The following is a 25,892-nucleotide window of genomic DNA, read 5'->3' as shown; positions in this document are numbered from 1 at the left end:
TGGCCTGTGTGCTATGAGTTTTTGCCATTGCTCAATGCGGGGCCACCCAATAATCCTCAAGGCAAGCAATAGCTTTGGGGGGAAACAGATGAGCCAAACCGCAACCGTCGCGCCCGATCGCGGCGCCCGCAGCGAGATCGAGACGTCCACGATCCGCGCGATCTCCTGGCGGCTGATCCCGTTCCTGATCCTGGCCTACTTCTTCTCCTATCTCGACCGCGTCAATCTCGGCTTCGCCGCGCTGACCATGAACAGCGAGCTGAAGTTCTCGCCGGTCGTGTTCTCGTTTGGCGCCGGCATCTTCTTCATCGGCTATTTCATCTTCGAGGTGCCGAGCAATCTGGCGCTGGAGCGATTCGGCGCCAGCAAGTGGATCGCCCGTATCATGGTGAGCTGGGGCATTCTCTCGGCACTGATGGCGGCGGTCTATGATGAGCACAGCTTCTACGCATTGCGCTTCTTCCTCGGTGTTGCCGAGGCCGGCTTCTTCCCCGGCATCATCCTCTATCTCACTTACTGGTATCCGGCCGAGTATCGCGCGCGCTTCCTCGCCGCCTTCGCGCTCGCAGTGCCGATTTCGACCGTGATCGGCGCGCCGATCTCCGGCCTGTTGCTCGGGCTCGACGGCGTGATGGGGCTGAAGGGCTGGCAGTGGCTGTTCGTGATCGAGGGCATCCCCTCGGTGCTGCTCGGCGTGGTCACCTGGTTCTATCTCACCGACCGGCCGGAGAAGGCCGATTGGCTCTCGGCCGAGCAGAAGGCGTGGCTGAAGGCGAAGCTCGATGCCGAGGTCGCGGCCAAGCAGGCGGCGCAGCACTTCACGCTCGGCCAGGCGTTGTCCTCGCCGAAGGTGCTGGCGCTCAGTGCGGTCTATTTCGGCTTCGTCGCCTCGCTCTACGGGATGCAGTTCTGGCTGCCGCAGATCGTCAAGGCATTCGGTCTCACCAACGCACAGACCGGATTCGTCACCGCGATCCCCTATGCGTTCGGCACCGTCGCGATGATCCTGTGGGCGCGCCGGTCCGACGCCATGCGGGAGCGCGTGTTTCATGTCGGCGCGCCGCTTTTGCTCACGGCGCTGGCGCTCGCCGTCTCCAGCTACATCACCGATCCGACCATGACCATGGTCGTGCTGACGGTGGCCGCGATCGGCGTGTTCTGCACCTTCGCGGTGTTCTGGACGCTGCCGACCGCCTGGCTGTCAGGCACCGCCGCCGCCGGCGCGATCGCGCTGATCAACTCTATCGGCAACCTCGCCGGTTTCGGCGGGCCCTATCTGATCGGCTGGGTGAAGGAGACGACCGGCAGCACGTCGACGGGCCTCTTGGTGCTGTCGCTGTTGCCGCTCGCGGCGGGCCTCCTGGTTTTCCTCGGCAGCCACGAAACCAAGACCGAGTTTGCGAGCGCGAAGTAACGATGACGCGAACGTCGTGACGGCTGCGTAGGATGGGTAGAGCGAAGCGAAACCCATCGTTCTTTGTCCGCGGCGAGATGATGGGTTTCGCTTCGCTCTACCCATCCTACAGATCCCGCCAACACGCGCCGCCGCCGTAGCCCGGATGGAGCGAAGCCCAATCCGGGGTCGCCGTGTGCAGACCGTCCCCGGATTTCGCTGCGCTCCATCCGGGCTACGCAATTTCCAGAATTTCCCCGCTTAACCCCGCGTTAATTACTGCGTCCCTCACGAATTGGTTACTACTGACGAATATTGACATTCATCAGTGATAAATCGATACTCTTCATCAGTCGTCAGCCGATGGAGATTTCAGATGTTCGTTCGTTCCGTTTTGTCGAGCTATTACAGGCTCTTGACCGGAGCAACGCTGGCTTTCGCGGTGTTCGCGCTGACCGGCTGCAATGAAAAGGCAGCCGAAACCGCCGATCCCGGACGCCCCGTTCTGGTGGCGACCGTCCATTACGAGGCCGAAACGCCTGAGCGCAGCTTTGTCGGCACCATCAAGCCCCGTATCGAAGCCGATATGGGCTTTCGGGTCGCCGGCAAGGTGGCCAAGCGGCTGGTCGAGGTCGGACAGACAGTCGACGTCGACCAGCCCTTGGCCACCCTCGATGAGGTCGATCTGAAGCTGCAGGCCGAGCAGGCGGAGGCGGAATTCCGCGCCGCCACCGGCGTGCTGGCGCAGGCCGCGGCCGCCGAGCAGCGCGCCAAGGACCTGAAGGCCAAGGGCTGGGCCACCGATGCGGCGCTCGATTCCGCCAAGGCCGCCGGCGACGAGGCGCGGGCGCGGCTGAACCGCGCCGAGCGCTCGGTCGAGCTGACCAAGAATTCCCTCTCTTATGCAACGCTGGTGGCCGACACGAGGGGTGTCGTCACCGCGACCATGATCGAGCCCGGCCAGGTGGTTGCCGCGGGCCAGGCTTCGATCCGTGTCGCCCGACTTGGCGAGAAGGAAGCTGTCGTCGCGATCCCCGAGACGCTTCTCGCTCGTGCCAGGTCGGGCGTTGCCACGGTGACGCTGTGGTCAGATGCCAAGAAGACCTATGCCGCCAAGCTGCGCGAGGTCGCGCCGCAGGCCGATCCCGCCACCCGCACCTATCTCGCGAAGTTCTCGCTGCCGGACGCCGACGAGGCCGTCTCGCTCGGCATGACCGCAACCCTGACCCTGGCCGACAAGGCGACCGAACGGGTCGCCAAGCTGCCGCTGTCGGCGCTGTACAGCCAGGGCGGCGATCCCTCGCTCTACATCGTCGATGACAAGGGCGACATCGCGCTGAAGCCGGTCAAGGTGAAGGCCTATGAAAGCAACAACGTCGTCATCTCCGGCGGCGTCGACGATGGCGCCAAGGTGGTCGCCCTCGGCGTGCAGAAACTCGATCCGAGCCAGAAGGTCCGGGTCGTCTCGTCGCTGTCGTTCTGATTGGTTGTTGTTCCGTCATTGCGAGCGAAGCGAAGCAATCCATCTCGCAGCAAGACAAGTGTGGATTGCTTCGTCGCTAACGCTCCTCGCAATGACGGCCGTGGCGATAACGGTTTGGGGATTTGGAGACTGACATGAAGCGCTTCAACCTTTCGGCCTGGGCGGTCAGCCATCCGACGCTGGTGCTGTTCCTAATGATCATCCTCGGCGCCGCCGGCTTCTTCTCCTACGAGAAGCTCGGCCGCGCCGAGGATCCGTTCTTCACCGTCAAGGTGGTGAACGTCTCGGTGATGTGGCCGGGCGCGACCTCGCAGGAAATGCAGATGCAGGTCGCCGATCCGATCGAGAAGAAGCTGCAGGAGCTGCCGTTCTTCGACAAGGTGCAGACCTATTCCAAGCCGGGCTTCACGGCGATGCAGGTCTCCTTCAAGGATTCGACCTCGCCGAAGGACGTGCCTTATCTCTTCTATCTCATCCGCAAGAAGCTGGTCGACGTGCAGGGCGAGCTGCCCTCCGGCATTCTCGGGCCCGTCGTCAACGACGAGTTCTCCGACGTCGATTCGATCCTCTATATGATGACCGGCGACGGTGCCGATTACGCGCAACTCAAGAAGGTCGCGGAAGGTTTTCGCCAGCGGCTGCTGAAGGTGCCCGGGGTCACCAAGATCGACCTTTACGGCACCCAGGACGAGCGCATCTTCGTCGAGTTCTCGCATGCCAAGCTTGCGACCCTCGGCATCACGCCGCAGGCGCTGTTCGACTCGCTCGCCAAGCAGAACAACGTCACCCCGGCCGGGACCGTCGAGACCTCGTCGCAGCGCGTGCCGCTGCGCGTCACCGGCGCGCTTGACGGCGTCAAGGCGGTTGCCGAGACGCCGGTCGAGAGCAACGGCCGCGTGTTCCGGCTCGGCGATATCGCAACCGTCAGCCACGGCTATGTCGATCCGCCGAGCTTCAGGGTGCGTCAGGAAGGCAAGCCCGCGCTCGGGATCGGCGTCGTCACCGCCAAGGGCGCCAACATCCTCGAGCTTGGCAAGGAGGTCCAGCAGGCGACCGCAGAGTTCCTGAAGGCGGTGCCGCAGGGCATTGACGTCCAGCAGATCGCCGATCAGCCCAAGGTGGTCGAGCACGCCGTCGGCGAGTTCGTGCACTCCTTCGTCGAGGCGCTCGCGATCGTGCTGTTCGTCTCCTTCGTCGCGCTCGGCTGGCGCACCGGCATCGTGGTGGCGCTCTCGGTGCCGCTGGTGCTCGGGATCGTCTTCATCGTGATGAATGCAATGTCGCTCGACCTGCACCGCATCACGCTCGGCGCGCTGATCATTGCGCTCGGCCTCCTGGTCGACGACGCCATCATCGCGGTCGAGATGATGGTGGTGAAAATGGAACAGGGCTGGGACCGCATGAAGGCGGCGTCCTTTGCCTGGGAATCCACCGCGTTTCCGATGCTCACGGGAACGCTGGTCACAGCCGCCGGCTTCCTCCCCATCGGCTTTGCCAATTCGGCGGTCGGCGAATATGCCGGCGGCATTTTCTGGATCGTGGCGATCGCGCTGGTCGCCTCCTGGTTCGTCGCGGTGATCTTCACGCCCTATATCGGCGTCAAGCTGCTGCCGAACATCAAGGTGCACCAGAACCACGATCCGCACGCGATCTATGAGACGCGGATGTATCGCGGCCTGCGCAGCGTGGTGCAGTGGTGCGTCGATCACCGCATCAAGGTGGTGGCGGCGACCGTCGGCGTCTTCGTGCTTTCGATCATAGGCTTCGGCCACGTCCAGCAGCAGTTCTTCCCGCTGTCGGAGCGGCCCGAGCTGTTCCTGCAGCTCCGTCTGCCCGAGGGCACGGCCTTCAACGTGACTGAAAAGGCGGTGAAGCAGGCCGAAGGGCTGCTGAAGGACGACCAGGACATCCAGACCTATACTGCCTATGTCGGCCAGGGCTCGCCGCGCTTCTGGCTCGGCCTCAACCCGCAGCTGCCGAACGAGGCCTTTGCCGAGATCGTGATCCTCGCCAAGAACGTCGAGGCGCGCGAGCGCGTCAAGGCGAAGATCGAGCAGGCCGCCGCCGACGGCGCGCTGAACGAGGCGCGGGTCCGGGTCGATCGCTTCAACTTCGGTCCGCCGGTCGGCTTCCCGGTCCAGTTCCGCGTGATCGGGCCCGACGCCAACAAGGTGCGCGACATCGCCTACCAGGTGCGCGAGGTGATGCGCCAAAACAAGAACGTCAAGGACGTCCAGCTCGACTGGAACGAGCAGTCGCCTTACCTGAAGCTCGCCGTCGACCAGGATCGGGCGCGCGCGCTCGGCCTGACCCCGCAGGACGTCTCGCAGGCGCTCGCGATGCTGATCTCGGGCGCGCCGGTCACCACCATCCGCGACGGCATCGAGAAGGTCGGCGTGGTCGCCCGTGCGGTGCCGTCCGAGCGATTCGATCTCGGCCGCGTCGGCGATCTCACCATCACCACGCGGAACGGCGTAGCGGTGCCCCTCCAGCAGATTGCCAAGATCGAATATGCGCATGAGGAGCCGATCCTGTGGCGGCGCAACCGCGACATGGCGATCACCGTGCGCTCCGACGTCGTCGACGGCGTGCAGGCGCCCGACGTCACCAACCAGATCTCGCCGAAGCTGAAGGACATCCAGGCCCATCTCGAGCCGGCCTACCGGATCGAGCCGGGCGGGGCGTTCGAGGAATCCGCCAAGGGCAATGCGTCGATCTTCATCCTCTTCCCCGTGATGGTGATGGTGATGCTGACGCTCTTGATGATCCAGCTGCAGAGCTTCTCGCGCCTGACGCTGGTGTTCCTGACCGCGCCGCTCGGCATCGTCGGCGCCTCGCTCGGGCTGAACGTCGCCAACCAGCCGTTCGGCTTCGTGGCGCTGCTCGGCCTGATCGCGCTCGCCGGCATGATCATGCGCAACGCGGTCATCCTGGTCGATCAGATCGAGAGCGACGTGTCCTCCGGCCTGACCCGGCGCGAGGCGATCGTGGAGGCCACCGTCCGGCGCGCCCGGCCGGTGGTGCTGACCGCGCTCGCGGCGATCCTCGCCATGATCCCGCTGTCGCGCTCGGCGTTCTGGGGCCCGATGGCGATCACCATCATGGGCGGTTTGTTTGTTGCGACTTTCCTGACCTTGCTGTATCTGCCGGGCCTTTACGCCCTCTGGTTCCGCAAGACCCTTGATGAGAGCGGCCCCGAGCAAACCGATACTGCGCCGCAGCATGCCGGTGAGGGGCAACTCGCATTTCCACTTGCTGAGGCGGCCGAATAATTGAAGATTGAGCAGGCCAACATGACACTGATCCAGGAACATAGCGAAACCGACACCCGCGAGCGGATTCTCGTGGTGGCGGAGCGCTTGTTCCGGCAGATCGGCTACCAGAAGACCACGGTCGCCGACATCGCCAAAGAGCTGCGGATGAGCCCCGCCAACGTGTATCGCTTCTTCGATTCGAAGAAGGCGATCCACGAAGGCGTGGCGCGCGGCCTGATGGGCGGGGTCGAGGTTGAGGCCCAGCGCATCGCGCGATCGGAAGGGCCGGCAGCGGCGCGCATGCGCCAAATGATGAAGACGATCAATCGCATGAATACCGAGCGCTATGTCGACGATTCCAAGTTGCACGAGATGGTCGAGATCGCGATGCAGGAGGATTGGCAGGTCTGCGTCACCCATATGGAAACGATCGGCCACACCATCGGCGAGGTGATCGCGCAAGGCGTGGCGACGGGCGAGTTCGAGGTCGACGACCTCGAAGTCGCCGCGCTGTGTGCCGGCACGGCGATGATGCGGTTTTTCCATCCGCAGATGATCGCCCAATGCGCGACCAAGCCGGGCCCGACCATCGACCAGATGATCGATTTCGTGATCGCCGGCCTGTCGCCGCGCATCCCCGCCAATTGAGCGCCGGCACTGACGTTTTCGTCAGTTGACTCTTCCCGCATTGCAAGCGAAGCGAAATCGTAGCCCGGATGGAGCGCAGCGCAATCCGGGGATGCTTCCACGTGTGAGACGAGTCCCGGATTGCGCTGCGCTCCATCCGGGCTACCGTGAGAGGGGCCCAGCGTGACCGCCAAAGACCTGCATTTCTACGAGCCGAAGAATGGCCACGGCCTGAAGCACGACCCGTTCAATGCCATCGTGGCGCCGCGGCCGATCGGCTGGATCTCCTCGCGCGACAAGGGCGGCAACGTCAACCTCGCGCCCTACAGCTTCTTCAACGCCTTCTGCTACGTGCCGCCGATCATCGGCTTTTCCTCCACCAACTGGAAGGACAGCGTCGCCAACATCCAGGACACCGGCGAGTTCGTCTGGAACTTGGCGACGATGGATCTCGCCAAGCACATGAATGCGACCGCGGCGCATGTCGCGCGCGATGTCGACGAGTTCAGGCTCGCAGGGCTGACGCAGGTCGCCGGCAAGCTCGTCAACGTGCCGCGCGTCGCCGAGAGCCCGGTGTCGTTCGAATGCAAGGTGAGCCAGATCGTCCAGCTCCAGGGCGCCGACGGCAAGAAGGCCGAGGCCTGGCTGACGCTCGGCGAGGTGGTCGCCGTCCACATCGACAAGGCCTTCATCAAGGACGGCGTCTATCAGACCGGTCTCGCCCACCCGATCGTCCGCGCCGGCCGCCGCGGCGACTATTTCGAGATCAAGCCGGAAAACATGTTCGAGATGATCCGGCCGGATTGATATTGTCCGTCCAGCCGTCATTGCGAGCCAACGGGTCGCGCGAACGCGCGCCCGATGACAGGCTCTGCGAAGCAATCCATCTCTCCGCACAGGGATGGATGGATTGCTTCGTCGCTTCGCTCCTCGCAATGACGGAAGCGGGAACCACGACAATGTGAAATTTCGGCGCCCAGTGATGAAAAACCGTCACTCGCAACCTCAGAGCGAGCGGTCTAACCTCCCGCGCGCCAGGCCGGATCAACGGCCGGCCAACACAGTGGGAGGATGCGATGACACGCCAGGAGCGGAGCGGTCCAAACGGCGCGCACAGCGGTCAGAAACAAGAGCGGCGCGATCCGAACGTTTCACGTCGAACACTCGTCCAGGGATTGGCGGTGGGGGCGGCCGCTGCCGCAGCCGGCGTCAGCAGCGCGCTGGCCCAGAACGCGCCCGCGCCGGTCGGACCGCCGACAACCATCACCAGCCCGCCGCGCGACTTCAGTCCGCGCGGTGCGCCGACCACCTATTTCTGGGACCCCGACATCATCGCGGTCGATCCGTCCTTCGACGATCTTGCCCAGCCCAACACCTCGATCAAACGTCTCCATACCGGGCTGTTGTGGGCGGGAGGGCCCGGCCTGGAGCTCGCAGGGCCGCTATCTCCTGTGGAGCGACATCCCGAACAACCGGCAGATGCGCTGGTCGGAGGATGATGGCCATGTCAGCGTGTTCCGCACGCCGTCGAACTACTCGAACGGCAATTCGTTCGACTTCCAGGGCCGCCAGCTCTCCTGCGAGCATCTCACCCGCCGGGTGACGCGCTACGAGAATGACGGCACTGCGACGGTGCTGGCCGATAACTATCAGGGCAAGCGGCTGAACTCGCCGAACGACATCGTCGCACATCCCGACGGCAGCTACTGGTTCACCGATCCGCCCTATGGCGGCCAGCTCTACGAGGGCGAGCCTGACGCGGCCGGTGGCCCGAGCAACGCGGCCGGCAAGCTCAACCCGCGGATCGGGCAGCCCGCGGGCTTCGCGCCGGCCAAGCGCGAACTGCCGACCAATTGCTATCGCATCGATCCCTCGGGCCGCGTCGATCTCGTGGTGAGCGAGGACCAGGTGCCGGACCCGAACGGCCTCTGCTTCTCGCCGGACTACAAGAAGCTCTACGTCGTCTCGACCGGCAAGGGACCGGGCGACACCGGCCCCGGCGGCAAGGGGGACGTCTTCGTGTTCGATGTCGGCGCCGACAACAAACTCTCCAACGGCAAGCGGTTCAGCGATTTCACGATCGACGGCGTGAAGTGCGGACCGGACGGCATCCGCTGCGACGTCAACGGCAATGTCTGGTGCTCGAGCAATGCCGGCCGCGCGGTCGGTTACAACGGCGTGACGGTGTGGTCGCCGGAAGGCAAGCTGCTCGGCCGCATCCGGCTGCCCGAGGTCTGCGGCAACATCACCTTCGGCGGCCCCAAGCGCAATCGCCTCTTCATGGCCGCAAGCCAGTCGCTCTATGCGGTCTATACCGCGACCCAGGGCGCGGGGCCGGCGTAAAGTATCCGCGTGGGAGACTGCGCTCCCTCTCCCGCTTGCGGGGGAGGGTTGGGGTGGGGGCTCTCTCCGCGAGTCGTATCGTGGAGAGGGCCCCCACCCGCCGCGCTGATGCGCGGCGACCTCCCCCGCAAGCGGGAGAGGTGGGGAGCCTGCCGCGAGACCGGCACTTGGTTCGTCCTGCTTTCGCGGTGCTACCACCCCTGCTACCTGATTGTCGCAGCTCAGCTTTCGGAACTGAACGGGTGGTCTGCCGTTAACAAACGGCGGCCTGGCCGCGTCAATTTCGCTTTATTTGAACAGCGAAGTGTTCACCGGTGAACGGCACTTTCCGATAGGATCATCACCCATCCGCGCTGCCGATCCATGAGGACCCCACCATGAGCTTCCGCCGCGATTACCTTTCCAAGCCGATCTTCTCCTGGGCGCGTGGCGTGCTGCCGACCATGTCGGACACCGAGCGCGAGGCGCTGGAAGCCGGCGACGTCTGGTGGGACGCCGATCTCTTCACCGGCAATCCCGACTGGTCGAAATTGCTGGCGTTCGCGCCGGCCAAATTGACCGACGAGGAGGACGCCTTCCTGCACGGTCCGGTCGACGAGCTCTGCGCGATGCTCGACGAGTGGAAGATCAATTGGGAATGGCGCGATCTGCCGCCCGAGGTGTGGAGCTTCATCAAGGCGAAGAAATTCTTCGGCATGATCATCCCGAAGGAATTCGGCGGCCTCGGCTTCTCGCCTTATGCGCATTCCGAAGTGGTGCGCAAGATTTCCTCGCGCTCGCTGACCGCGGCCGTCACCGTGATGGTGCCGAACTCGCTCGGGCCGGGCGAGCTCTTGATGCGTTTCGGCACCAAAGAGCAGCAGGACAAATGGCTGCCGCGCCTGGCCGCGGGCCAGGACATTCCCTGCTTCGGGCTGACCAGCCCGGAGGCCGGCTCGGACGCCGCCTCGATGATCGACACCGGCATCATCTGCAAGGGCAATTTCGAAGGCCGCGAGGTGCTTGGGCTGAAGCTGAATTGGCACAAGCGCTACATCACGCTGGGGCCGGTGGCGACGCTGCTCGGCCTCGCCTTCAAGGCCTATGATCCCGATCACCTGGTCGGCAATCAGGAAGAGCTCGGCATCACGGTTGCGCTGATCCCGACCCATCTGCCCGGCGTCTCGATCGGCCAGCGCCATCTGCCGGCGATGCAGGTGTTCCAGAACGGCCCGAACTGGGGCCGCGACGTCTTCATTCCGCTCGACTACATCATCGGCGGCCAGGAGCGCCTGGGCCAGGGGTGGAAGATGCTGATGACGGCGCTCGCCGCCGGCCGCGGCATCTCGCTGCCGTCGCTGTCGGCCGCCGGCGCCGCCTACGCCGCGCGCACCACCGGCGCCTATGCCCGCATTCGCGAACAGTTCGGCATCTCGATCTCGAAGTTCGAGGGCATCGAGGAGCCGCTGGCGCGCATCGCCGGCACCGCCTACCTGCTCGACGCCGCGCGGCGGCTGACCTGCGCCGCGCTGAACGAGGGGCATCACCCCGCCGTCATCTCAGGGATCATGAAGCTGCACGCCACCGAGCGGATGCGGATCGCGATCGACGACGCCATGGACATCCATGGCGGCAAGGGCGTGATCGACGGGCCGCAGAACTATCTCGGCGGGCTCTACCGTTCGGTGCCGGTCGGCATCACGGTCGAGGGCGCCAACATCCTGACCCGCAACCTGATCGTGTTCGGGCAGGGCGCAATCCGCGCGCATCCTTATCTGTTGCAGGAGATGAACGCGCTCAGCGAGAGCGATCGCGACAAGGGCCTGACTGCGTTCGACACCGCGTTCTGGAAGCATGTCGGCCACAGCTTCGCGACCATGTTCCGCGCCTGGGGCCGCAGCTGGACCTTTGGCCTGTTCGCACCGGCGCCGGATGCCGGCGACGCAACGGAGTTCTATCGCCAGCTCTCGCGCTACGCGTCGGCGTTCGCGCTGTGCGCCGACATGGCGCTGCTCACCCTCGGCGGCGCGCTGAAGCGCAAGGAAATGCTCTCCGCGCGCTTCGGCGATATCCTGTCCGAGCTTTACTTGCTGTCTGCCGCGCTCAAACGCTGGCAGGACGAGGGGCGGCAGAAGGAGGATCTTCCCGCGCTCCAATGGTGCATGGCATCCGGCTTCAAGACCATCGAGAACCGCTTTGCGGAGATCCTCGCCAATCTGCCCAACCGCCCGGTGGCATGGATGCTGAAATTCCTGATCCAGCCGTTCGGCGCGCGCGTCACGGGGCCGTCTGATAGAGTCGTGCATCTCTGCGCACAACTCGTGCTGTCGCCGTCGGCGGCACGCGACCGCCTGACGCCGGATCTCGCCTTTGTCGAGGACGACGGCGGCATCGCGCGACTGGAAAAGGCCTTCCGTCTCGTCACCGAGTCCGAGGATGCGGCCAAACAGCTGCGCGCGGCGCGGCTGCATGACTGGAAGGAGGCCGTCAAGAAAGGCGTCATCACCGAGGCCGACGGCGAGAAACTCGCCGCGGCCCATGAGGCCGTCGCCAAGGTCATCGAGGTCGATGATTTTGCGCCCGAGGCGCTGTCCCCGATTTACAAGAAAACCGCCGACGTGCATCAGTTCTTCCAGGAGCTTGGTGAGCAGAGGGCGGCGAGCTGATGGCGCGACCAGTCTTTATCGTCGACGGCAGCCGGACGCCGTTCCTGAAGGCGCGTTCCGGTCCCGGCCCGTTCACCCCGGTCGACCTCGCCGTGCAATGCGGCCGGCCATTGCTGGCGCGGCAGCCTTTCGCGCCCACCGCTTTCGACCAGGTCATCCTCGGCTGCGTCAACGTGATTGCCGACGAGATGAACCCGGCGCGGGTCGCAGCACTCCGGCTCGGCATGGGCGAGCAGATGGTCGCCTTCACGGTGCAGATCAATTGCGGCTCCGGGATGCAGTCGATCGATACCGGCTACCGTTACATCCGCGAGGGCATCTCCGACCTGATCCTCGCCGGCGGCGCCGAGGCGCTGAGCCACGCGCCGCTGGTCTGGCCCAATTCGGGCGTGCGCTGGTTTGCCGGCTTTGCCGGCGCCAAGGGATTAGGAGCCAAGATCGCGGCGGCGCTGAAGGTGAAGCCGAGCTACTTCAAGCCGATCATCGGCCTCGAGCGCGGGCTGACCGATCCGATCACTGAACTGAACATGGGCCAGACCGCCGAGAAGGTCGGCCATCTCTTCGGCATCACCCGTGCGCAGTCCGATGCTTACGCCGCCGAGAGCCACCAGCGGCTCGCCAACGCGCAGAAGCAGGGCTTTCTGAAGGGCGAGGTCGAGACCGCGTTCTCCCGCGACGGCAAGTTCTACGACCATGACGACGGCGTTCGCCCGGACTCGACACCCGAGACCCTGGCAAAGCTGAAGCCGGTGTTCGAGCGCCCGTGGGGCCAGGTCACCGCCGGCAATTCCTCGCAAATCACCGACGGCGCCTCCTGGGTGATCCTGGCATCCGAGACTGCGGTGGCAAAGCATGGGCTGACGCCAAGGGCCGTCATCCTCGACAGCCAGTGGTCGGCGCTCGATCCGTCGATCATGGGCCTCGGTCCGGTGCTGTCGGCGAGCGCACTGCTCAAGCGCAACGAAATGACATTGCAGGACGTCGAGACCTGGGAGCTGAACGAGGCCTTTGCGACCCAGGTGCTGGGCTGTCTCGCCGCCTGGAACGACGACAAATTCTGCCGCGAGATTTTGGGACTCGACGGCGCGGCCGGCGAGGTCGACCGTGCCCGGTTGAACGTCGACGGCGGCGCGATCAGCCTTGGCCATCCCGTCGGCACCAGCGGCAACCGCATCGTGCTGCATCTGGTCAATGCGATGAAGCGGCTCGGCACCAGGCGCGGCGTCGCCACCGAATGCATCGGTGGCGGGCAGGGCGGCGCGATGTTGATAGAGACGGTGTGATCATGGATTCACGGATCATGGACGTTCTCGCCGATCGCGTGCTCGAGCTCGGGCCGACCCCGGCCGCCGACAGCCCCTACAGGAATTTCAAGCTGACGCGTGACGAGGACGGCATTGCCTGGCTGCTGTTCGATCGCGCCGGCACCAGCGCCAACACGCTGTCCGCCGATCTGCTTGAGGAGCTCGATGCCGTTGTCGCGGCGCTGGAGAACCAGCGGCCGACCGGCCTCGTGGTGCGCTCCGCGAAAAAGAGCGGCTTCATCGCCGGCGCCGACGTCAAGGAATTTCGCGGCGCCAGCGACCCGCGGGCGGTCGAGACCGAGATCGGCCGCGCCCATGCGGTGATCGACCGGCTCGAGGCATTGCGCGTGCCCTCGGTCGCCGTCATCCACGGTTTCTGCCTCGGCGGCGGCCTCGAGGTCGCGCTGGCCTGCCAGATGCGGATCGCGATCGACGATGCCAGGTTCGGCTTCCCCGAGGTGATGCTCGGCCTGCATCCCGGCCTCGGCGGCACCGTGCGCTTCACCGAGCTGGTCAACCCGATGCAGGCGATGACCTTGATGCTGACCGGCAAGACGATCGACGCGCGCCGCGCCAGATCGCTCGGCCTGGTCGATGCCGTCACCCAAGAGCGCCACGTCCGCAACGCGGTGAAGGATGCGGTGTTCGGCCGGCTGAAGCGCGCCAAGCCCGGCATGCTCAACGCGATCCTCAATCTTGGTCCGGTCAGGGGCTTGCTTGCCTCACGGATGCGCAGCGAGGCCGAGAAGGCCGCGCCGCGCAAGCATTATCCGGCGCCCTACGCGCTGATCGAGCTCTGGGAAAAGCACGCCGGCAACCGCTCGGCGATGCTGAATGCGGAGAAGGCCTCGTTCGCCAATCTGATGGTGACGCCGACGGCGCAGAACCTGATCCGCGTGTTCTTCCTGCGCGAGCAGATGAAGAAGGCGGCCGGCAGCGGCAACAAGGTTGCGCACGTCCATGTCATCGGTGCCGGCGCGATGGGCGGCGATATCGCGGCCTGGTGCGCCAACCAGGACATGCGGGTAACGCTCGCCGACATGAAGGCCGAACCGATCGCTGGCGCCATGAAGCGCGCCGCGGATCTGTTCGGCAAGATCATGCGCAAGGAGATCGACCAGCGCGACGCGCTCGACCGGCTGATCCCCGACATGGACGGCGAGGGCGTCCGCAATGCCGATCTGATCATCGAGGCGGTGCCGGAAAAGCTCGAGCTGAAGCAGAAGGTCTATGCCGGGCTTGAACCGAAGATGAAGGCTGGCGCGATCCTCGCCACCAACACGTCGAGCATCCCGCTGCAGGATCTGCGCACCACGCTGGCACGGCCGGAGCGGCTGCTCGGCCTGCATTTCTTCAACCCGGTGTCGCGGCTGCAACTCGTCGAGGTCGTCAGCCATGACGGCACCGATGCCGCGATGCTCAGGGAAGCGCGCGCCTTTATCGGCGCCATCGATCGCCTGCCGCTGCCGGTGAAGAGCTCGCCGGGCTTCCTCGTCAACCGCGCGCTGACGCCCTACATGCTGGAAGCGATGATGATGCTGGACGAGAAGACCGACCAGCGCCTGATCGACGCGGCCGCCGTCGAGTTCGGCATGCCGATGGGGCCGATCGAGCTCGCCGACCAGGTCGGCCTCGATATCTGCCTCGATGTCGGCGACATGCTGCGCTCGAAGTTCGGCGACAGCCTGCCGCCGACGCCGGCCTGGCTGCGCGAGAAGGTCGCGAAGGGCGAACTCGGCCGCAAGACCGGCAAGGGCTTCTACACCTGGAAGGACGGCAAGGCGGAGAAGGCGCCGCTGCCGGAGACCGGTCCGAAAGTGAGCGACGAGATGATCGATCGGCTGGTGCTGCCGATCTCCAATGTCTGCATCGCCGCCTTGCGCGAAGGCATCGTCGACGACCCCGATATGGTCGACGGCGCGATGATCTTCGGCACCGGCTATGCTCCGTTCCGCGGCGGCCCGCTCAACTACGCGCGCACGCGCGGCGTCGAGGCTGTCGTATCCGCGCTGCGCGCGCTGGCGCAGAAATTCGGCGATCGTTTCGCACCCGATGCAGGCTGGGAGACCTTCAAGTGACCGACACCCAAGCGCCTGAAACGCATGTTCACGCACCGCCGATCAGCGGCAACGAGCCGCAGGGCGATCTCTGCATCCGCACGCTGGCGATGCCGGCCGACACCAACGCCAATGGCGACATCTTCGGCGGCTGGCTGCTCAGCCAGATGGACGTTGGCGGCGGCGTGTTCGCTTCCAAGCTGGCGAAGTCCCGCACCGTCACGGTCGCGATCGAGGCGATGAACTTCCGCAAGGCGGTCTATGTCGGCGATCTCGTTTCGGTGCACGCCAATCTCGTGCGTGTCGGCCGCACCTCGATCACGGTGCATCTCGAAGCCTGGGTGCTGCGCCGCCGCGAACAGCAGTCGATCCTCGTCACCGACGGCAATTTCACCTACGTCTCGATCGACGATCAGGGCCGTCCGCAAACGATCCAGCGCGATGGTGCGACGATTTCGACCTGACGTCTTTCGCGCGAAAAGCGCCGCTGATTCGGCGCAAGAGAAAACGCGTCGAAACTGAGACCGGAGCGCCGCTCGATTGCAAAAAGCGGCGCTTCGCTTCGCAAATAAACTGAGGAACAAACAGACGGTGATGCCGTTGTCGGCGCGGAATCAAACCGAGGCCGACAATGTCTGACTGCTACGTCATCGAAGTGAGTTCACAGACCGCGGGTATCGTGGTGCGCGATACCGGTGGTTACGCGTTTTTTGCAGCCTCGCACCGCTTCCAGGCCCTCGAAGGCCAGATCTTCCGCAACGCACGCGAGGCCGAGCGCGCGGCGCGACGGCTTGTCACCGGCCAGGATCTGCAGATGGCCTCCTGATGAGGAGCCACGCGGCGCGCCGTTTGCGCGCGCCGCAAGAGTCTGTATTGATGCATCCGAACTCACGGAAATTTTTTCGGATGTCGCAGACACAAGGCAGAGCACTGCTGTTCGATATCGACGGCACGCTCGCCGACACCGATCCGCTGCATCTGGCAGCGTTCAACCAGGTGCTCGGCCCGCATGGACACAGCTTCGATCACGCGCGCTTCGGCAAGGAACTGCAAGGCTTCTCCAACGCGTCGATCGGCGAGCGTTTCCTCACCCACGAACCGCCTGAACGCCGCGCCAGCATCCTCGGCGAGAAGGAGCGGATCTTCCGCGAATTGGTCTCCGGCCAGATCGTGCCGGTGCCGGGATTGATGGCGCTGCTCGACCGGGCCGATCGCGTCGGCGTGCCGATGGTCGCGGTGACCAACGCGCCGCGCCCGAACGCCGAATTGCTGCTCTCGGGGCTGGGTATCGCGCACCGTTTCAAGGCTGTCGTGATCGGCGATGAATTGGCGCACGGCAAGCCGCATCCCTTGCCGTATCTGGAGGGGCTGCGCCTCGCAGGCGCGTCGGCGCAGGCTTCGCTCGCCTTCGAGGATTCACGCTCCGGCATCCAGTCCGCGACTGCGGCGGGCATCGCGACGATCGGGATGCGAACCGGGCTCGGTCATGCCGATCTGCTCGCGGCCGGCGCCGTCGCCAGCGCGGCGGCATTCGATGATCCGGAATTGATTCGCCTGGTTGCATCGGCCATGGCGTGGTGAGGAAACAGCTTGGTGAGGTATTGTGCCGAGACGTTGCCGGCCCGACATTGCTGCAACGCAGTCCTTAACCCCGGCGATGCTTGCTCGTTGACCTCCGTGCCGAACGGTCGCACCATGGGCTAGAGCACGATCCGGAAAAGTGGAAGCCGGTTTTCCGAAAAGATCGTGCTCCAACCGTCGCCGTTTCAAGGGGGCCGCCGTGGCCGGACTCTCCCATCGCCAGACTGAAATCCTCAACATCGCACGTGCATTCGGCCGGGTCATGGTCGAGGACCTTGCCAAGCGATTCGAGGTGTCGGCGCAGACCATCCGCAAGGACCTCAACGATCTCTGCGACGAGCGGTCGCTGACCCGCATCCATGGCGGCGCCATCATCGCCTCGGGCGTCGAGAACCTCGCCTATGAGGCGCGCCGCTTCGTCGCCGCCGAGGAGAAGAAGGCGATCGGCGCCGCCGCGGCCGCGCGGATTCCAAACGGCTGCTCCCTGTTCATCAACATCGGCACCACCACGGAAGAGGTCGCCAGCGCGCTGACCTCGCATGAGGACCTGCTTGTCATCACCAACAACCTCAACGTCGCGATGCTGCTGTACCGTCATCCGCGCATCGAGGTGGTGGTGGCCGGCGGCACGGTGCGCCGCGCCGACGGTGCGGTGGTCGGCTCCACCGCGACGCAGTTGATCGGCCAGTTCAAGGTCGATTACGCGATCATCGGCGCGTCCGCGATCGACGAGGAGGGCGCGCTGCTCGACTTCGACTATCGCGAGGTACAGGTGGCGCAGGCGATCATCGCCAACGCGCGCAACGTGATGCTGGTGTCCGATGCGACAAAACTCCGCCGCAGCGCGCCGGTGCGGATCGCCCATATGAGCCAGATCCAGACCTTCGTCACCGATTCGCCCTTGCCCGCAGGCCTCGCCAATATCTGCCACAGCCGCGGCATCGAGGTGGTCGTCGCGATGGACAAGCCGCAGGCCGATATCGACGACAACGGCGCCGACGCCGCACCCGCGACGCTGCGCAGCGCTTGATTCCGAACTCTCTGATCAAAGCGTTCATCATCAGACCCGTCACCCTGAGGTGCGAGCGCAAGCGAGCCTCGAAGGGTGCGCGGCCCGGCCGGTGGCCGTCGACCCTTCGAGGCTCGCTCCGCTCGCACCTCCAGCGACAATGGCTACGCCATTGCGCGGGGGTAACGGGTTCAGCAGGAGAGTTCGGCGTGATGGCGATAAATTCGCGAACCCGCTGCCCCTGCCGCGATCAATCCGCCCAAAAAATCCCCAGCTAAAGTTCCCTATTTTCACTTTGCTTTCGTTTTCGGTTGTGATCTACTTCAATCCGAAAGTAAAATCGTCAAAGCGAAGACGGTTGCCGGGGGAAGCGTTCTTTGGACCGAATTTACGACCTCGCCATCATTGGAGGCGGCGTTAATGGCTGCGGCATCGCGCGCGATGCGGCGGGCCGGGGCAATTCTGTTTTCCTTTGTGAAATGAATGACTTGGCCAGCGGAACGTCGTCCTGGTCGACCAAGCTCGTGCATGGCGGCCTGCGCTATCTCGAGTATTACGAGTTTCGTCTGGTGCGCGAGGCGCTGATCGAGCGCGAGATCCTCTGGCAGATCGCGCCGCATATCATTCGCCCGCTGCGTTTCGTTTTGCCGCACCATTCGGGCCTGCGCCCGGCCTGGCTGCTGCGGCTCGGCCTCTTCCTCTACGACCACATCGGCGGCCGGCACCTGCTGCCGGCGACGCGCTCGGTCGATTTGACGCGCGACGTGGTCGGCAAGCCCCTGATCCCCGGGCGCTACACCAAGGGCTTTGAATATTCCGATTGCTTCGTCGACGACGCGCGGCTGGTGGCGCTGACCGCGCGCGATGCCGCCGATCGCGGCGCCGAGATTCGCACCCGCACCCGCGCGGTGGAGATCAGGCAGATCGACGGCGTCTGGCACGTCACGGTCGAGGACGGCGCCACCGGCGCGCGCGACACGATCAAGGCGCGCGTGCTGGTCAACGCCGGCGGTCCCTGGGTCGAGCAGGTGCTCGCCACCGGTGTCGGCGTCAACGCGCGGGCCAAGGTGCGGCTGGTGCAGGGCTCGCATATCGTCGTGCCGAAACTCTACGACCACGACCGCGCCTACATCTTCCAGAATGCCGACGGCCGCATCATCTTCGTCATTCCCTACCAGAACGATTTCTCGCTGATCGGCACCACCGATCGCGACTATGACGGCGATCCGGCCGAGGTGAAGGCGACGCGTGAGGAGATCGAGTATCTCTGCGCCTCCGCCAGCGAATACCTTGCCAAGCCGGTGAAGCCCGAGGACGTGGTCTGGAATTACTCCGGCGTGCGTCCGCTCTATGACGACGGTGCGAGCGAAGCCAAGGCCGCGACCCGCGACTACGTCTTCGAGCTCGATACGCCCGGCGGTGCGCCGCTGCTGTCGATCTATGGCGGCAAGATCACCACCTATCGCCGCCTCTCCGAAGAGGCGCTGGAGCGGCTGTCGCCCTATCTCCGCGGCGCGAAGGCGCAGGAGGGCTGGACCGGCAAGGCGCCGCTGCCCGGCGGCGACATGGACGTCTCCGCGGTCGCCGCGCTGAGCGCCGAACTGGTTCGCAACTATCCGTTCCTCGCACAGTCCCACGCCAACCGTCTCGCCCACGCCTATGGCACGCGCGCCAGCAAGGTCTTGGGCAATGCAGCAACGGCTGATGATCTCGGCCGCTCCTTCGGCGCCACCTTGACGGAGAGTGAAGTCCGGTACCTGATGGCGAACGAATGGGCGCGGACCGCGGACGATGTCGTCTGGCGACGATCCAAGCTGGGCTTGCGGATGACGGCGGGTGAAATCGCCGCGCTCGACGAGTGGATGGTCGCCAACCGCGTGTCAGGTGAACGTCCCCTCCGCGAAGCGGGAGGACGGGCATGAGCGTTACCCTGCAGAATGTCACGCGAACCGTGGATGGCATTCAGACCATCCGCGATGTTTCGCTGACGCTGGAGCGTGGCACGCTCAGCGTGCTGCTCGGGCCGACGCTGTCGGGCAAGACCTCGATCATGCGACTGCTCGCCGGCCTCGACAAACCGACCACCGGCCGCGTGCTGGTCGACGGCAAGGACGTCACCGGCGCCGACGTGCGGCAGCGCTCGGTGGCGATGGTCTATCAGCAGTTCATCAACTATCCCTCGCTGACGGTCTACGAGAACATCGCCTCGCCGCTGCGGGTGCAGGGCAAGCCGAAGGCCGAGATCGAGCAGCGGGTGGCGGAGGCGGCAAGCCTGTTGCGGCTCGAGCCCTATCTGAAGCGGACGCCGCTGCAGCTCTCCGGCGGTCAGCAGCAGCGCACCGCGATTGCGCGCGCGCTGGTCAAGGGCGCCGACCTCGTGCTGCTCGACGAGCCGCTCGCCAACCTCGACTACAAGCTGCGCGAGGAACTGCGCGCCGAGCTGCCGCGGATCTTCGAGGCATCGGGTGCGATCTTCGTCTACGCCACCACCGAACCGTCGGAGGCGTTGCTGCTCGGCGGCGACACGGTGTGCATGTGGGAAGGCCAGGCGCTGCAGACCGGCGCCACGCCGAAGGTCTACCGCCATCCCGACACGCTGCGGGTTGCGCAAGTGTTCTCCGATCCGCCGCTCAACATCATCGGCATCGAGAAGAAGGGCGACCGGGTGATCTATGCCGGCGGCGAGCAGGCGCCCGCGGTGGGGCTGTACGCCAATCTGCCTGACGGCACGTACAAGATCGGCTTCCGTGCGCATCAGCTCGAGGTCGGGAGCGTCGTGCCCGGCCGCCACAAATTCTCCGCCACCGTGACGGTGACCGAGATCACCGGGTCGGAGAGCTTTGTGCACGTTCATGTCCACGATTCGAACTGGGTCGCGGTGCTGCACGGCGTGCACGAATATGAACCCGGGCAGGTGCTCGAGGCCGCGCTCGATCCCGAGAATATCTTTGTGTTTGACGCCGCTGACCGCCTGGTCGCGTCGCCCGCGACCGCGTTTGCTAGCGAATTGTATGGCAGTTCGCTTGCGGCACGCGTGTCAGCCAGCAAGAGCAATTGAGGGAGATGCCCGATGGCTCGCATTGACCTCGTCGATCTCGCGCAATCCTACAGCGGCAACGACGCGCCGCTGGAATCCTTTGCGCTGAAACCGGTGACGATGACCTGGCGGCAGGGCGGCGCCTATGCGCTGCTCGGGCCCTCCGGCTGCGGCAAGACCACGCTGCTGAACCTGATTTCCGGGATCGTGACGCCGTCGCGCGGCAAGATCCTGTTCGACGGCCAGGACATCACGCCGCTGTCGACGCAGAAGCGTAACATCGCGCAGGTGTTCCAGTTCCCTGTCATCTACGACACCATGACGGTCGGGCAGAACCTGGCCTTCCCGCTGAAGAATCGCGGCGTCGCGAAGGCCGAGGTCGATGCGCGGGTCAGGCAGATCGCCGATTTGCTCGACCTCACGCCGTATCTGAACCGCAAGGCGACGCGGCTCACCGCCGACGCCAAGCAGAAGATCTCGCTCGGCCGCGGCCTGGTGCGCTCCGACGTCGCCGCCGTGCTGTTCGACGAGCCGCTGACGGTGATCGATCCCGAGCTGAAATGGCAGCTGCGCTCGAAACTAAAGGCGCTGCATCGCGAGCTCGACCTCACGATGATCTACGTCACCCACGACCAGACCGAGGCGCTGACCTTTGCCGATACCGTCGTCGTCATGCATGACGGCCGCGTGGTGCAGAGCGGCACGCCGGCCGAACTGTTCGACAAGCCGGCGCATACCTTCGTCGGCTACTTCATCGGCTCGCCCGGCATGAACATCGTGCCCGCCGAGGTCTCAGGCCACGAGGCGCGGATCGACGGCCATGTCATCGGCCTGCATCGAAACTATGGTGTCCTGCCGGCCGGCAAGAAGATCGAGATCGGCGTGCGGCCTGAATTTGTCGATGTCGCGGCACCCGCGTCCGGGCTGCTGTCGGCCACCATCGAGCGGATCGACGATCTCGGCCGCATCCAGTTCGCCCGCGTCCGGATCGGCAACACCAAACTCGCGGCGCGCGTGCCGCCGGGCTTCTCGATCTCCGGCGATACCGCCGGCCTGATCTTCAATCCCGCCAACGTCCACGTCTATGCCGACAGCCATTTGGTCGAAGGGGTCGCCTGATGGACAAGACCATCAACCAAAAAGCCTGGTTCCTGGTGCTGCCGGTGTTCCTGGTGGTGGCGTTCTCGGCGGTGCTGCCGCTGATGACCGTCGTGAACTATTCGATGCAGGACACCTTCGGCAACAACCAGTTCTTCTGGAACGGCGTCGGCTGGTTCAAGGAGCTGCTCGATCCCTCGACCGATCTCGGCGGCCGCTTCCTGGCCTCGCTCGGCCGCAACCTGTTCTTCTCCGCCGTGATCCTTGCGATCGAGGTGCCGCTCGGCATCATCGTCGCGCTGTCGATGCCGCGCGAGGGCTGGAGCGTCGCGGCCTGCCTCGTCATCCTCGCGCTGCCGCTCTTGATTCCATGGAACGTGGTCGGCACGATCTGGCAGATATTCGGCCGTCCGGATATCGGACTGCTCGGCTATGTGCTGAACCACCTCGGCTTCAACTACAACTACGTCTCCAATGAGGTCGACGCCTGGGTCACGGTCATCGTGATGGACGTCTGGCATTGGACCAGCCTCGTCGCGCTGCTCTGCTACGCCGGCCTGAAGTCGATCCCCGACGCCTACTACCAGGCGGCGCAGATCGACGGCGCCTCGCGCTGGGCGGTGTTCAAGGCGATCCAGCTGCCGAAGATGAACCGCGTGCTGCTGATCGCGGTGCTTCTGCGCTTCATGGACTCGTTCATGATCTACACCGAGCCGTTCGTGGTCACCGGCGGCGGACCCGGCAACTCGACGACCTTCGTCTCGATCGAGCTCGTCAAGATCGCGCTCGGCCAGTTCGACCTCGGCAAGGCCGCGGCGCTGTCGCTGGTCTACAATCTGATCATCCTGATCGTGTGCTGGGTGTTCTACACCGTGATGACCAATGCCGGCTCCGAGCGTCCGGTCAAGGAAGGAGCGGCGTGATGCATTCGATCCCCGGCCGCCGCCTGATCATGGCGCTGTTCCTGATCTTCCTGCTGTTGCCGATCTACTGGCTCGTCAACATGAGCTTCAAGACCAACGCCGAGATCGTCTCGACGATGACGCTGTGGCCGCATACGCCGACGCTGCAGCACTACCGGCGCATCTTCACCGACGAGAGCTGGTATTCGGGCTACATCAACTCGCTGGAATATGTCGTCATCAACACCGTGATCTCGATCGCGGTGGCGCTGCCGGCAGCCTATGCGTTCTCGCGCTACCGCTTCCTCGGCGACAAGCACCTGTTCTTCTGGCTGCTATCGAACCGCATGGCGCCGGCGGCGGTCTATGCGCTGCCGTTCTTCAACCTGTACTCGGCGATCGGCCTGTTCGATACGCCGTGGGCGGTCGCGCTCGCGCACTGCATCTTCAACGTGCCGCTGGCGGTGTGGATCCTCGAAGGCTTCGTCTCCGGCGTGCCGCGCGAGATCGACGAAACCGCTTTCCTCGACGGCTATTCGTTCCCGCGCTTCTTCATCAAGATCCTGGTGCCGCTGATCGCGAGCGGCATCGGCGTCGCCGCCTTCTTCTGCTTCATGTTCTCCTGGGTCGAGCTGCTGCTGGCGCGCACGCTGACCTCGGTGCAGGCCAAGCCGATCGCAGCGATCATGACGCGCACGGTCTCGGCTGCCGGCATGGACTGGGGCCTGCTTGCCGCGGCCGGCGTGCTCACCATCATCCCCGGCGCACTCGTGATCTGGTTCGTCCGCAATTACATCGCGCGCGGCTTCGCGCTCGGCCGGGTTTAGGAGGGGCTCATGGACAGCATCGCATGGATGGCATGGACCTGGCCCACTGCGGTCTTCTTCGTGCTGCTTGCCTCTACGCTCGGGATGATGACCTGGCTCGCGATCGCCTATCCCGAGGCGGAGCGGGTCGGCGTGCTGCGCATTCCGACCACGCGCGGCGACCGTCTGTTCGTCTCGCTGGTGCTGGCGGCGGTGATCCACCTGCTGTGGGTCGGCCTCGTCGGCATCGATCCGATTTTCACCCTGCCGATCGGCGAGGGCGTCGAGATTTCGAGCCTGTGGCTCGGAACGGTAATTTCGCTTCTTTCAGCCGTGGTGATTTTTCGCACCGTCTGAAGAACGCGAAAAAGAGCAGATCCGGGGTCTACCCGGGCCTGATTTAGTCGCTGCAACCGGAGGAATCTAATGCGACATTTACGAATGACTAAAGATAAGCTTTTGACGATGACCAGCGCGGTCGCGCTCGTCGCAGCATCGGTCACTCTTGTCGCGCCGGCCCGCGCCGACGAGGCGGCCGCCAAGAAGTGGATCGACAGCGAATTCCAGCCGTCGACCCTCTCCAAGGACGACCAGATGAAGGAGATGCAGTGGTTCATCAAGGCCGCTGCCCCCTTCAAGGGTATGGAGATCAACGTCGTCTCCGAGACCCTGACGGTGCACGAATATGAATCCCGCACGCTCGCCAAGGCGTTCGAGGAGATCACCGGCATCAAGGTCAAGCACGACATCATCCAGGAAGGTGACGTCGTCGAAAAGATCCAGACCCAGATGCAGTCCGGCAAGAACGTCTATGACGGCTGGATCAACGACTCCGACTTCATCGGCACCCACTTCCGTTACGGCCAGGCCGTCGACCTGACCGAGTGGATGAAGGGCGAAGCCAAGGACGTCACCGATCCGATGCTCGACGTCGACGACTTCATCGGCAAGTCGTTCACGACCGCACCGAACGGTCACCTCTATCAGCTGCCCGACCAGCAGTTCGCGAACCTCTATTGGTTCCGCTACGACTGGTTCACCAACCCGGAATACAAGGCCAAGTTCAAGGCCAAGTACGGCTACGACCTCGGCGTGCCCGTGAACTGGTCGGCCTATGAAGATATCGCCGACTTCTTCACCAACGACATCAAGGAGATCAGCGGCGTCAAGGTCTACGGCCATATGGACTATGGCAAAAAGGACCCCTCGCTCGGCTGGCGTTTCACCGACGCCTGGCTGTCGATGGCCGGCAACGGCGACAAGGGTCTCCCGAACGGCCTGCCGGTCGACGAATGGGGCATCCGCATGGAAGGCTGCCGTCCGGTCGGCTCGTCGGTCGAGCGTGGCGGCGACGTCAACGGCCCGGCGGCGGTCTATTCGATCGTCAAGTATCTCGACTGGATGAAGAAGTATGCTCCGCCGCAGGCGCAGGGCATGACCTTCTCCGAGTCGGGCCCGGTGCCTTCGCAGGGCAACATCGCCCAGCAGATCTTCTGGTACACCGCCTTCACCGCCGACATGGTGAAGCCGGGGATTGCCGTGATGAACGCGGACGGTACGCCGAAGTGGCGTATGGCTCCGTCGCCGCACGGCTCGTACTGGAAGGACGGCATGAAGCTCGGCTACCAGGACGTGGGTTCGGCCACGCTGCTGAAGTCGACCCCGGTCGACCGCCGCAAGGCGGCCTGGCTCTATCTGCAGTTCATCGTCTCCAAGACGACGAGCCTGAAGAAGAGCCAAGTCGGTCTCACCTTCATCCGTGAATCCGACATCTGGGACAAGTCGTTCACCGAGCGTGCGCCGAAGCTCGGCGGCCTGATCGAGTTCTACCGCTCGCCTGCGCGCGTGCAGTGGACCCCGACCGGCAACAACGTGCCTGACTATCCGAAGCTCGCTCAGCTCTGGTGGCAGAACATCGGCGATGCGTCGTCCGGTGCGAAGACGCCGCAAGCTGCGATGGACGCGCTCGCCGCGGCCCAGGATTCGGTGATGGAGCGTCTTGAGAAGTCCGGTGTGCAGGGCGCCTGCGGACCGAAGCTGAACAAGAAGGAAACCGCCGAGTACTGGTACAAGAAGGCCGAGAAGGACGGCACCATCGCTCCGCAGCGCAAGCTCGCGAACGAGAAGCCGAAGGGCGAAACGATCGACTACGACACGCTGATCAAGTCGTGGCCGGCCAGCCCGCCGAAGCGCGCCGAAGCGAAGTAAGAAGGCGTACCAGCCCACGCCATCCGCAAAAGGCCGGGAGCAATCCCGGCCTTTTCTGCTGGATCTGTGGCTGTGGAGGCCGGTTCAGGATTGTGCTCAAATGACGCGATGAGTCATATGCGTCTACTTGTCATCGCATCATGAT

At 64.6% G+C, this 25,892-nt stretch carries 19 protein-coding genes and 1 pseudogene; all 20 read left to right on the top strand.

Going from position 1 to position 25,892, the window contains the following annotated elements; all coding sequences use genetic code 11:
• The first annotated feature begins 88 nt into the window (after positions 1-88).
• Positions 89-1,414 carry an MFS transporter gene (locus ACVIGB_RS22050; RefSeq protein ID WP_456721068.1) on the top strand — a complete coding sequence of 442 codons (1,326 nt, stop codon included), beginning with the start codon at positions 89-91 and terminating at the stop codon, positions 1,412-1,414.
• 355 nt (positions 1,415-1,769) lie between these two features.
• The gene (locus tag ACVIGB_RS22045; protein ID WP_456659504.1) at positions 1,770-2,876 is read left to right on the top strand and encodes an efflux RND transporter periplasmic adaptor subunit; all 1,107 of its coding nucleotides are present in this window, start codon (positions 1,770-1,772) and stop codon (positions 2,874-2,876) included.
• A 134-nt stretch (positions 2,877-3,010) separates the two neighbouring features.
• A complete protein-coding gene (locus ACVIGB_RS22040; protein ID WP_456721069.1) occupies positions 3,011-6,148 on the top strand; it encodes an efflux RND transporter permease subunit in 3,138 nt (1,045 codons plus the stop codon).
• A 21-nt stretch (positions 6,149-6,169) separates the two neighbouring features.
• A complete protein-coding gene (locus ACVIGB_RS22035; RefSeq protein WP_456721070.1) occupies positions 6,170-6,778 on the top strand; it encodes a TetR/AcrR family transcriptional regulator in 609 nt (202 codons plus the stop codon).
• Between the two features lie 162 nt (positions 6,779-6,940).
• Positions 6,941-7,564, top strand: coding sequence for a flavin reductase family protein (locus tag ACVIGB_RS22030; protein WP_141340508.1), 624 nt, complete (start codon positions 6,941-6,943; stop codon positions 7,562-7,564).
• 269 nt (positions 7,565-7,833) lie between these two features.
• Positions 7,834-9,100 (top strand): annotated as a pseudogene (locus ACVIGB_RS22025) (SMP-30/gluconolactonase/LRE family protein).
• A gap of 377 nt (positions 9,101-9,477) precedes the next feature.
• Positions 9,478-11,745, top strand: a complete 2,268-nt coding sequence (locus ACVIGB_RS22020) for an acyl-CoA dehydrogenase (RefSeq protein WP_456721072.1) — start codon at positions 9,478-9,480, stop codon at positions 11,743-11,745.
• Positions 11,745-13,028, top strand: coding sequence for an acetyl-CoA C-acetyltransferase (locus ACVIGB_RS22015; protein ID WP_456721073.1), 1,284 nt, complete (start codon positions 11,745-11,747; stop codon positions 13,026-13,028). Before ACVIGB_RS22020 ends, ACVIGB_RS22015 begins: the two co-directional genes overlap by 1 nt.
• Before the next feature lie 2 nt (positions 13,029-13,030).
• The gene (locus tag ACVIGB_RS22010) at positions 13,031-15,127 is read left to right on the top strand and encodes a 3-hydroxyacyl-CoA dehydrogenase NAD-binding domain-containing protein (RefSeq protein WP_456721074.1); all 2,097 of its coding nucleotides are present in this window, start codon (positions 13,031-13,033) and stop codon (positions 15,125-15,127) included.
• Positions 15,109-15,570 carry an acyl-CoA thioesterase gene (locus tag ACVIGB_RS22005; protein WP_409334657.1) on the top strand — a complete coding sequence of 154 codons (462 nt, stop codon included), beginning with the start codon at positions 15,109-15,111 and terminating at the stop codon, positions 15,568-15,570. Before ACVIGB_RS22010 ends, ACVIGB_RS22005 begins: the two co-directional genes overlap by 19 nt.
• A 167-nt stretch (positions 15,571-15,737) precedes the next feature.
• On the top strand, positions 15,738-15,932 hold the full coding sequence (locus ACVIGB_RS22000; RefSeq protein WP_092124508.1) for a hypothetical protein: 195 nt from the start codon (positions 15,738-15,740) through the stop codon (positions 15,930-15,932).
• An 80-nt stretch (positions 15,933-16,012) separates the two neighbouring features.
• Positions 16,013-16,687, top strand: coding sequence for an HAD family hydrolase (locus tag ACVIGB_RS21995; protein WP_456721075.1), 675 nt, complete (start codon positions 16,013-16,015; stop codon positions 16,685-16,687).
• A gap of 199 nt (positions 16,688-16,886) precedes the next feature.
• Complete coding sequence (locus ACVIGB_RS21990) at positions 16,887-17,717, top strand: DeoR/GlpR family DNA-binding transcription regulator (RefSeq protein ID WP_092124510.1); 831 nt, start codon at positions 16,887-16,889, stop codon at positions 17,715-17,717.
• Between the two features lie 356 nt (positions 17,718-18,073).
• The gene (glpD, locus tag ACVIGB_RS21985) at positions 18,074-19,618 is read left to right on the top strand and encodes a glycerol-3-phosphate dehydrogenase (protein WP_456721077.1); all 1,545 of its coding nucleotides are present in this window, start codon (positions 18,074-18,076) and stop codon (positions 19,616-19,618) included.
• Positions 19,615-20,754: an ABC transporter ATP-binding protein gene (locus ACVIGB_RS21980; RefSeq protein WP_456721078.1), complete on the top strand. Its 1,140-nt coding sequence runs from the start codon at positions 19,615-19,617 to the stop codon at positions 20,752-20,754. The genes glpD and ACVIGB_RS21980 overlap by 4 nt, the downstream gene beginning before the upstream one ends.
• A gap of 12 nt (positions 20,755-20,766) precedes the next feature.
• Positions 20,767-21,852 (top strand): ABC transporter ATP-binding protein, encoded by a 1,086-nt coding sequence (locus ACVIGB_RS21975; RefSeq protein ID WP_092124513.1) that lies wholly within the window; start codon positions 20,767-20,769, stop codon positions 21,850-21,852.
• The gene (locus ACVIGB_RS21970; RefSeq protein ID WP_092124514.1) at positions 21,852-22,754 is read left to right on the top strand and encodes a carbohydrate ABC transporter permease; all 903 of its coding nucleotides are present in this window, start codon (positions 21,852-21,854) and stop codon (positions 22,752-22,754) included. The genes ACVIGB_RS21975 and ACVIGB_RS21970 overlap by 1 nt, the downstream gene beginning before the upstream one ends.
• Positions 22,754-23,560 carry a carbohydrate ABC transporter permease gene (locus ACVIGB_RS21965; RefSeq protein ID WP_021075985.1) on the top strand — a complete coding sequence of 269 codons (807 nt, stop codon included), beginning with the start codon at positions 22,754-22,756 and terminating at the stop codon, positions 23,558-23,560. Before ACVIGB_RS21970 ends, ACVIGB_RS21965 begins: the two co-directional genes overlap by 1 nt.
• 9 nt (positions 23,561-23,569) lie before the next feature.
• Complete coding sequence (locus ACVIGB_RS21960) at positions 23,570-23,896, top strand: DUF2160 domain-containing protein (protein ID WP_456721079.1); 327 nt, start codon at positions 23,570-23,572, stop codon at positions 23,894-23,896.
• Positions 23,897-24,004: 108 nt separating this feature from the next.
• A complete protein-coding gene (locus tag ACVIGB_RS21955; protein ID WP_171948230.1) occupies positions 24,005-25,747 on the top strand; it encodes an ABC transporter substrate-binding protein in 1,743 nt (580 codons plus the stop codon).
• Positions 25,748-25,892 lie beyond the last annotated feature (145 nt).

The sequence above is a fragment of the Bradyrhizobium sp. USDA 4341 genome (assembly GCF_054063755.1).
This window is presented reverse-complemented; position numbering and strand designations above follow the sequence as displayed.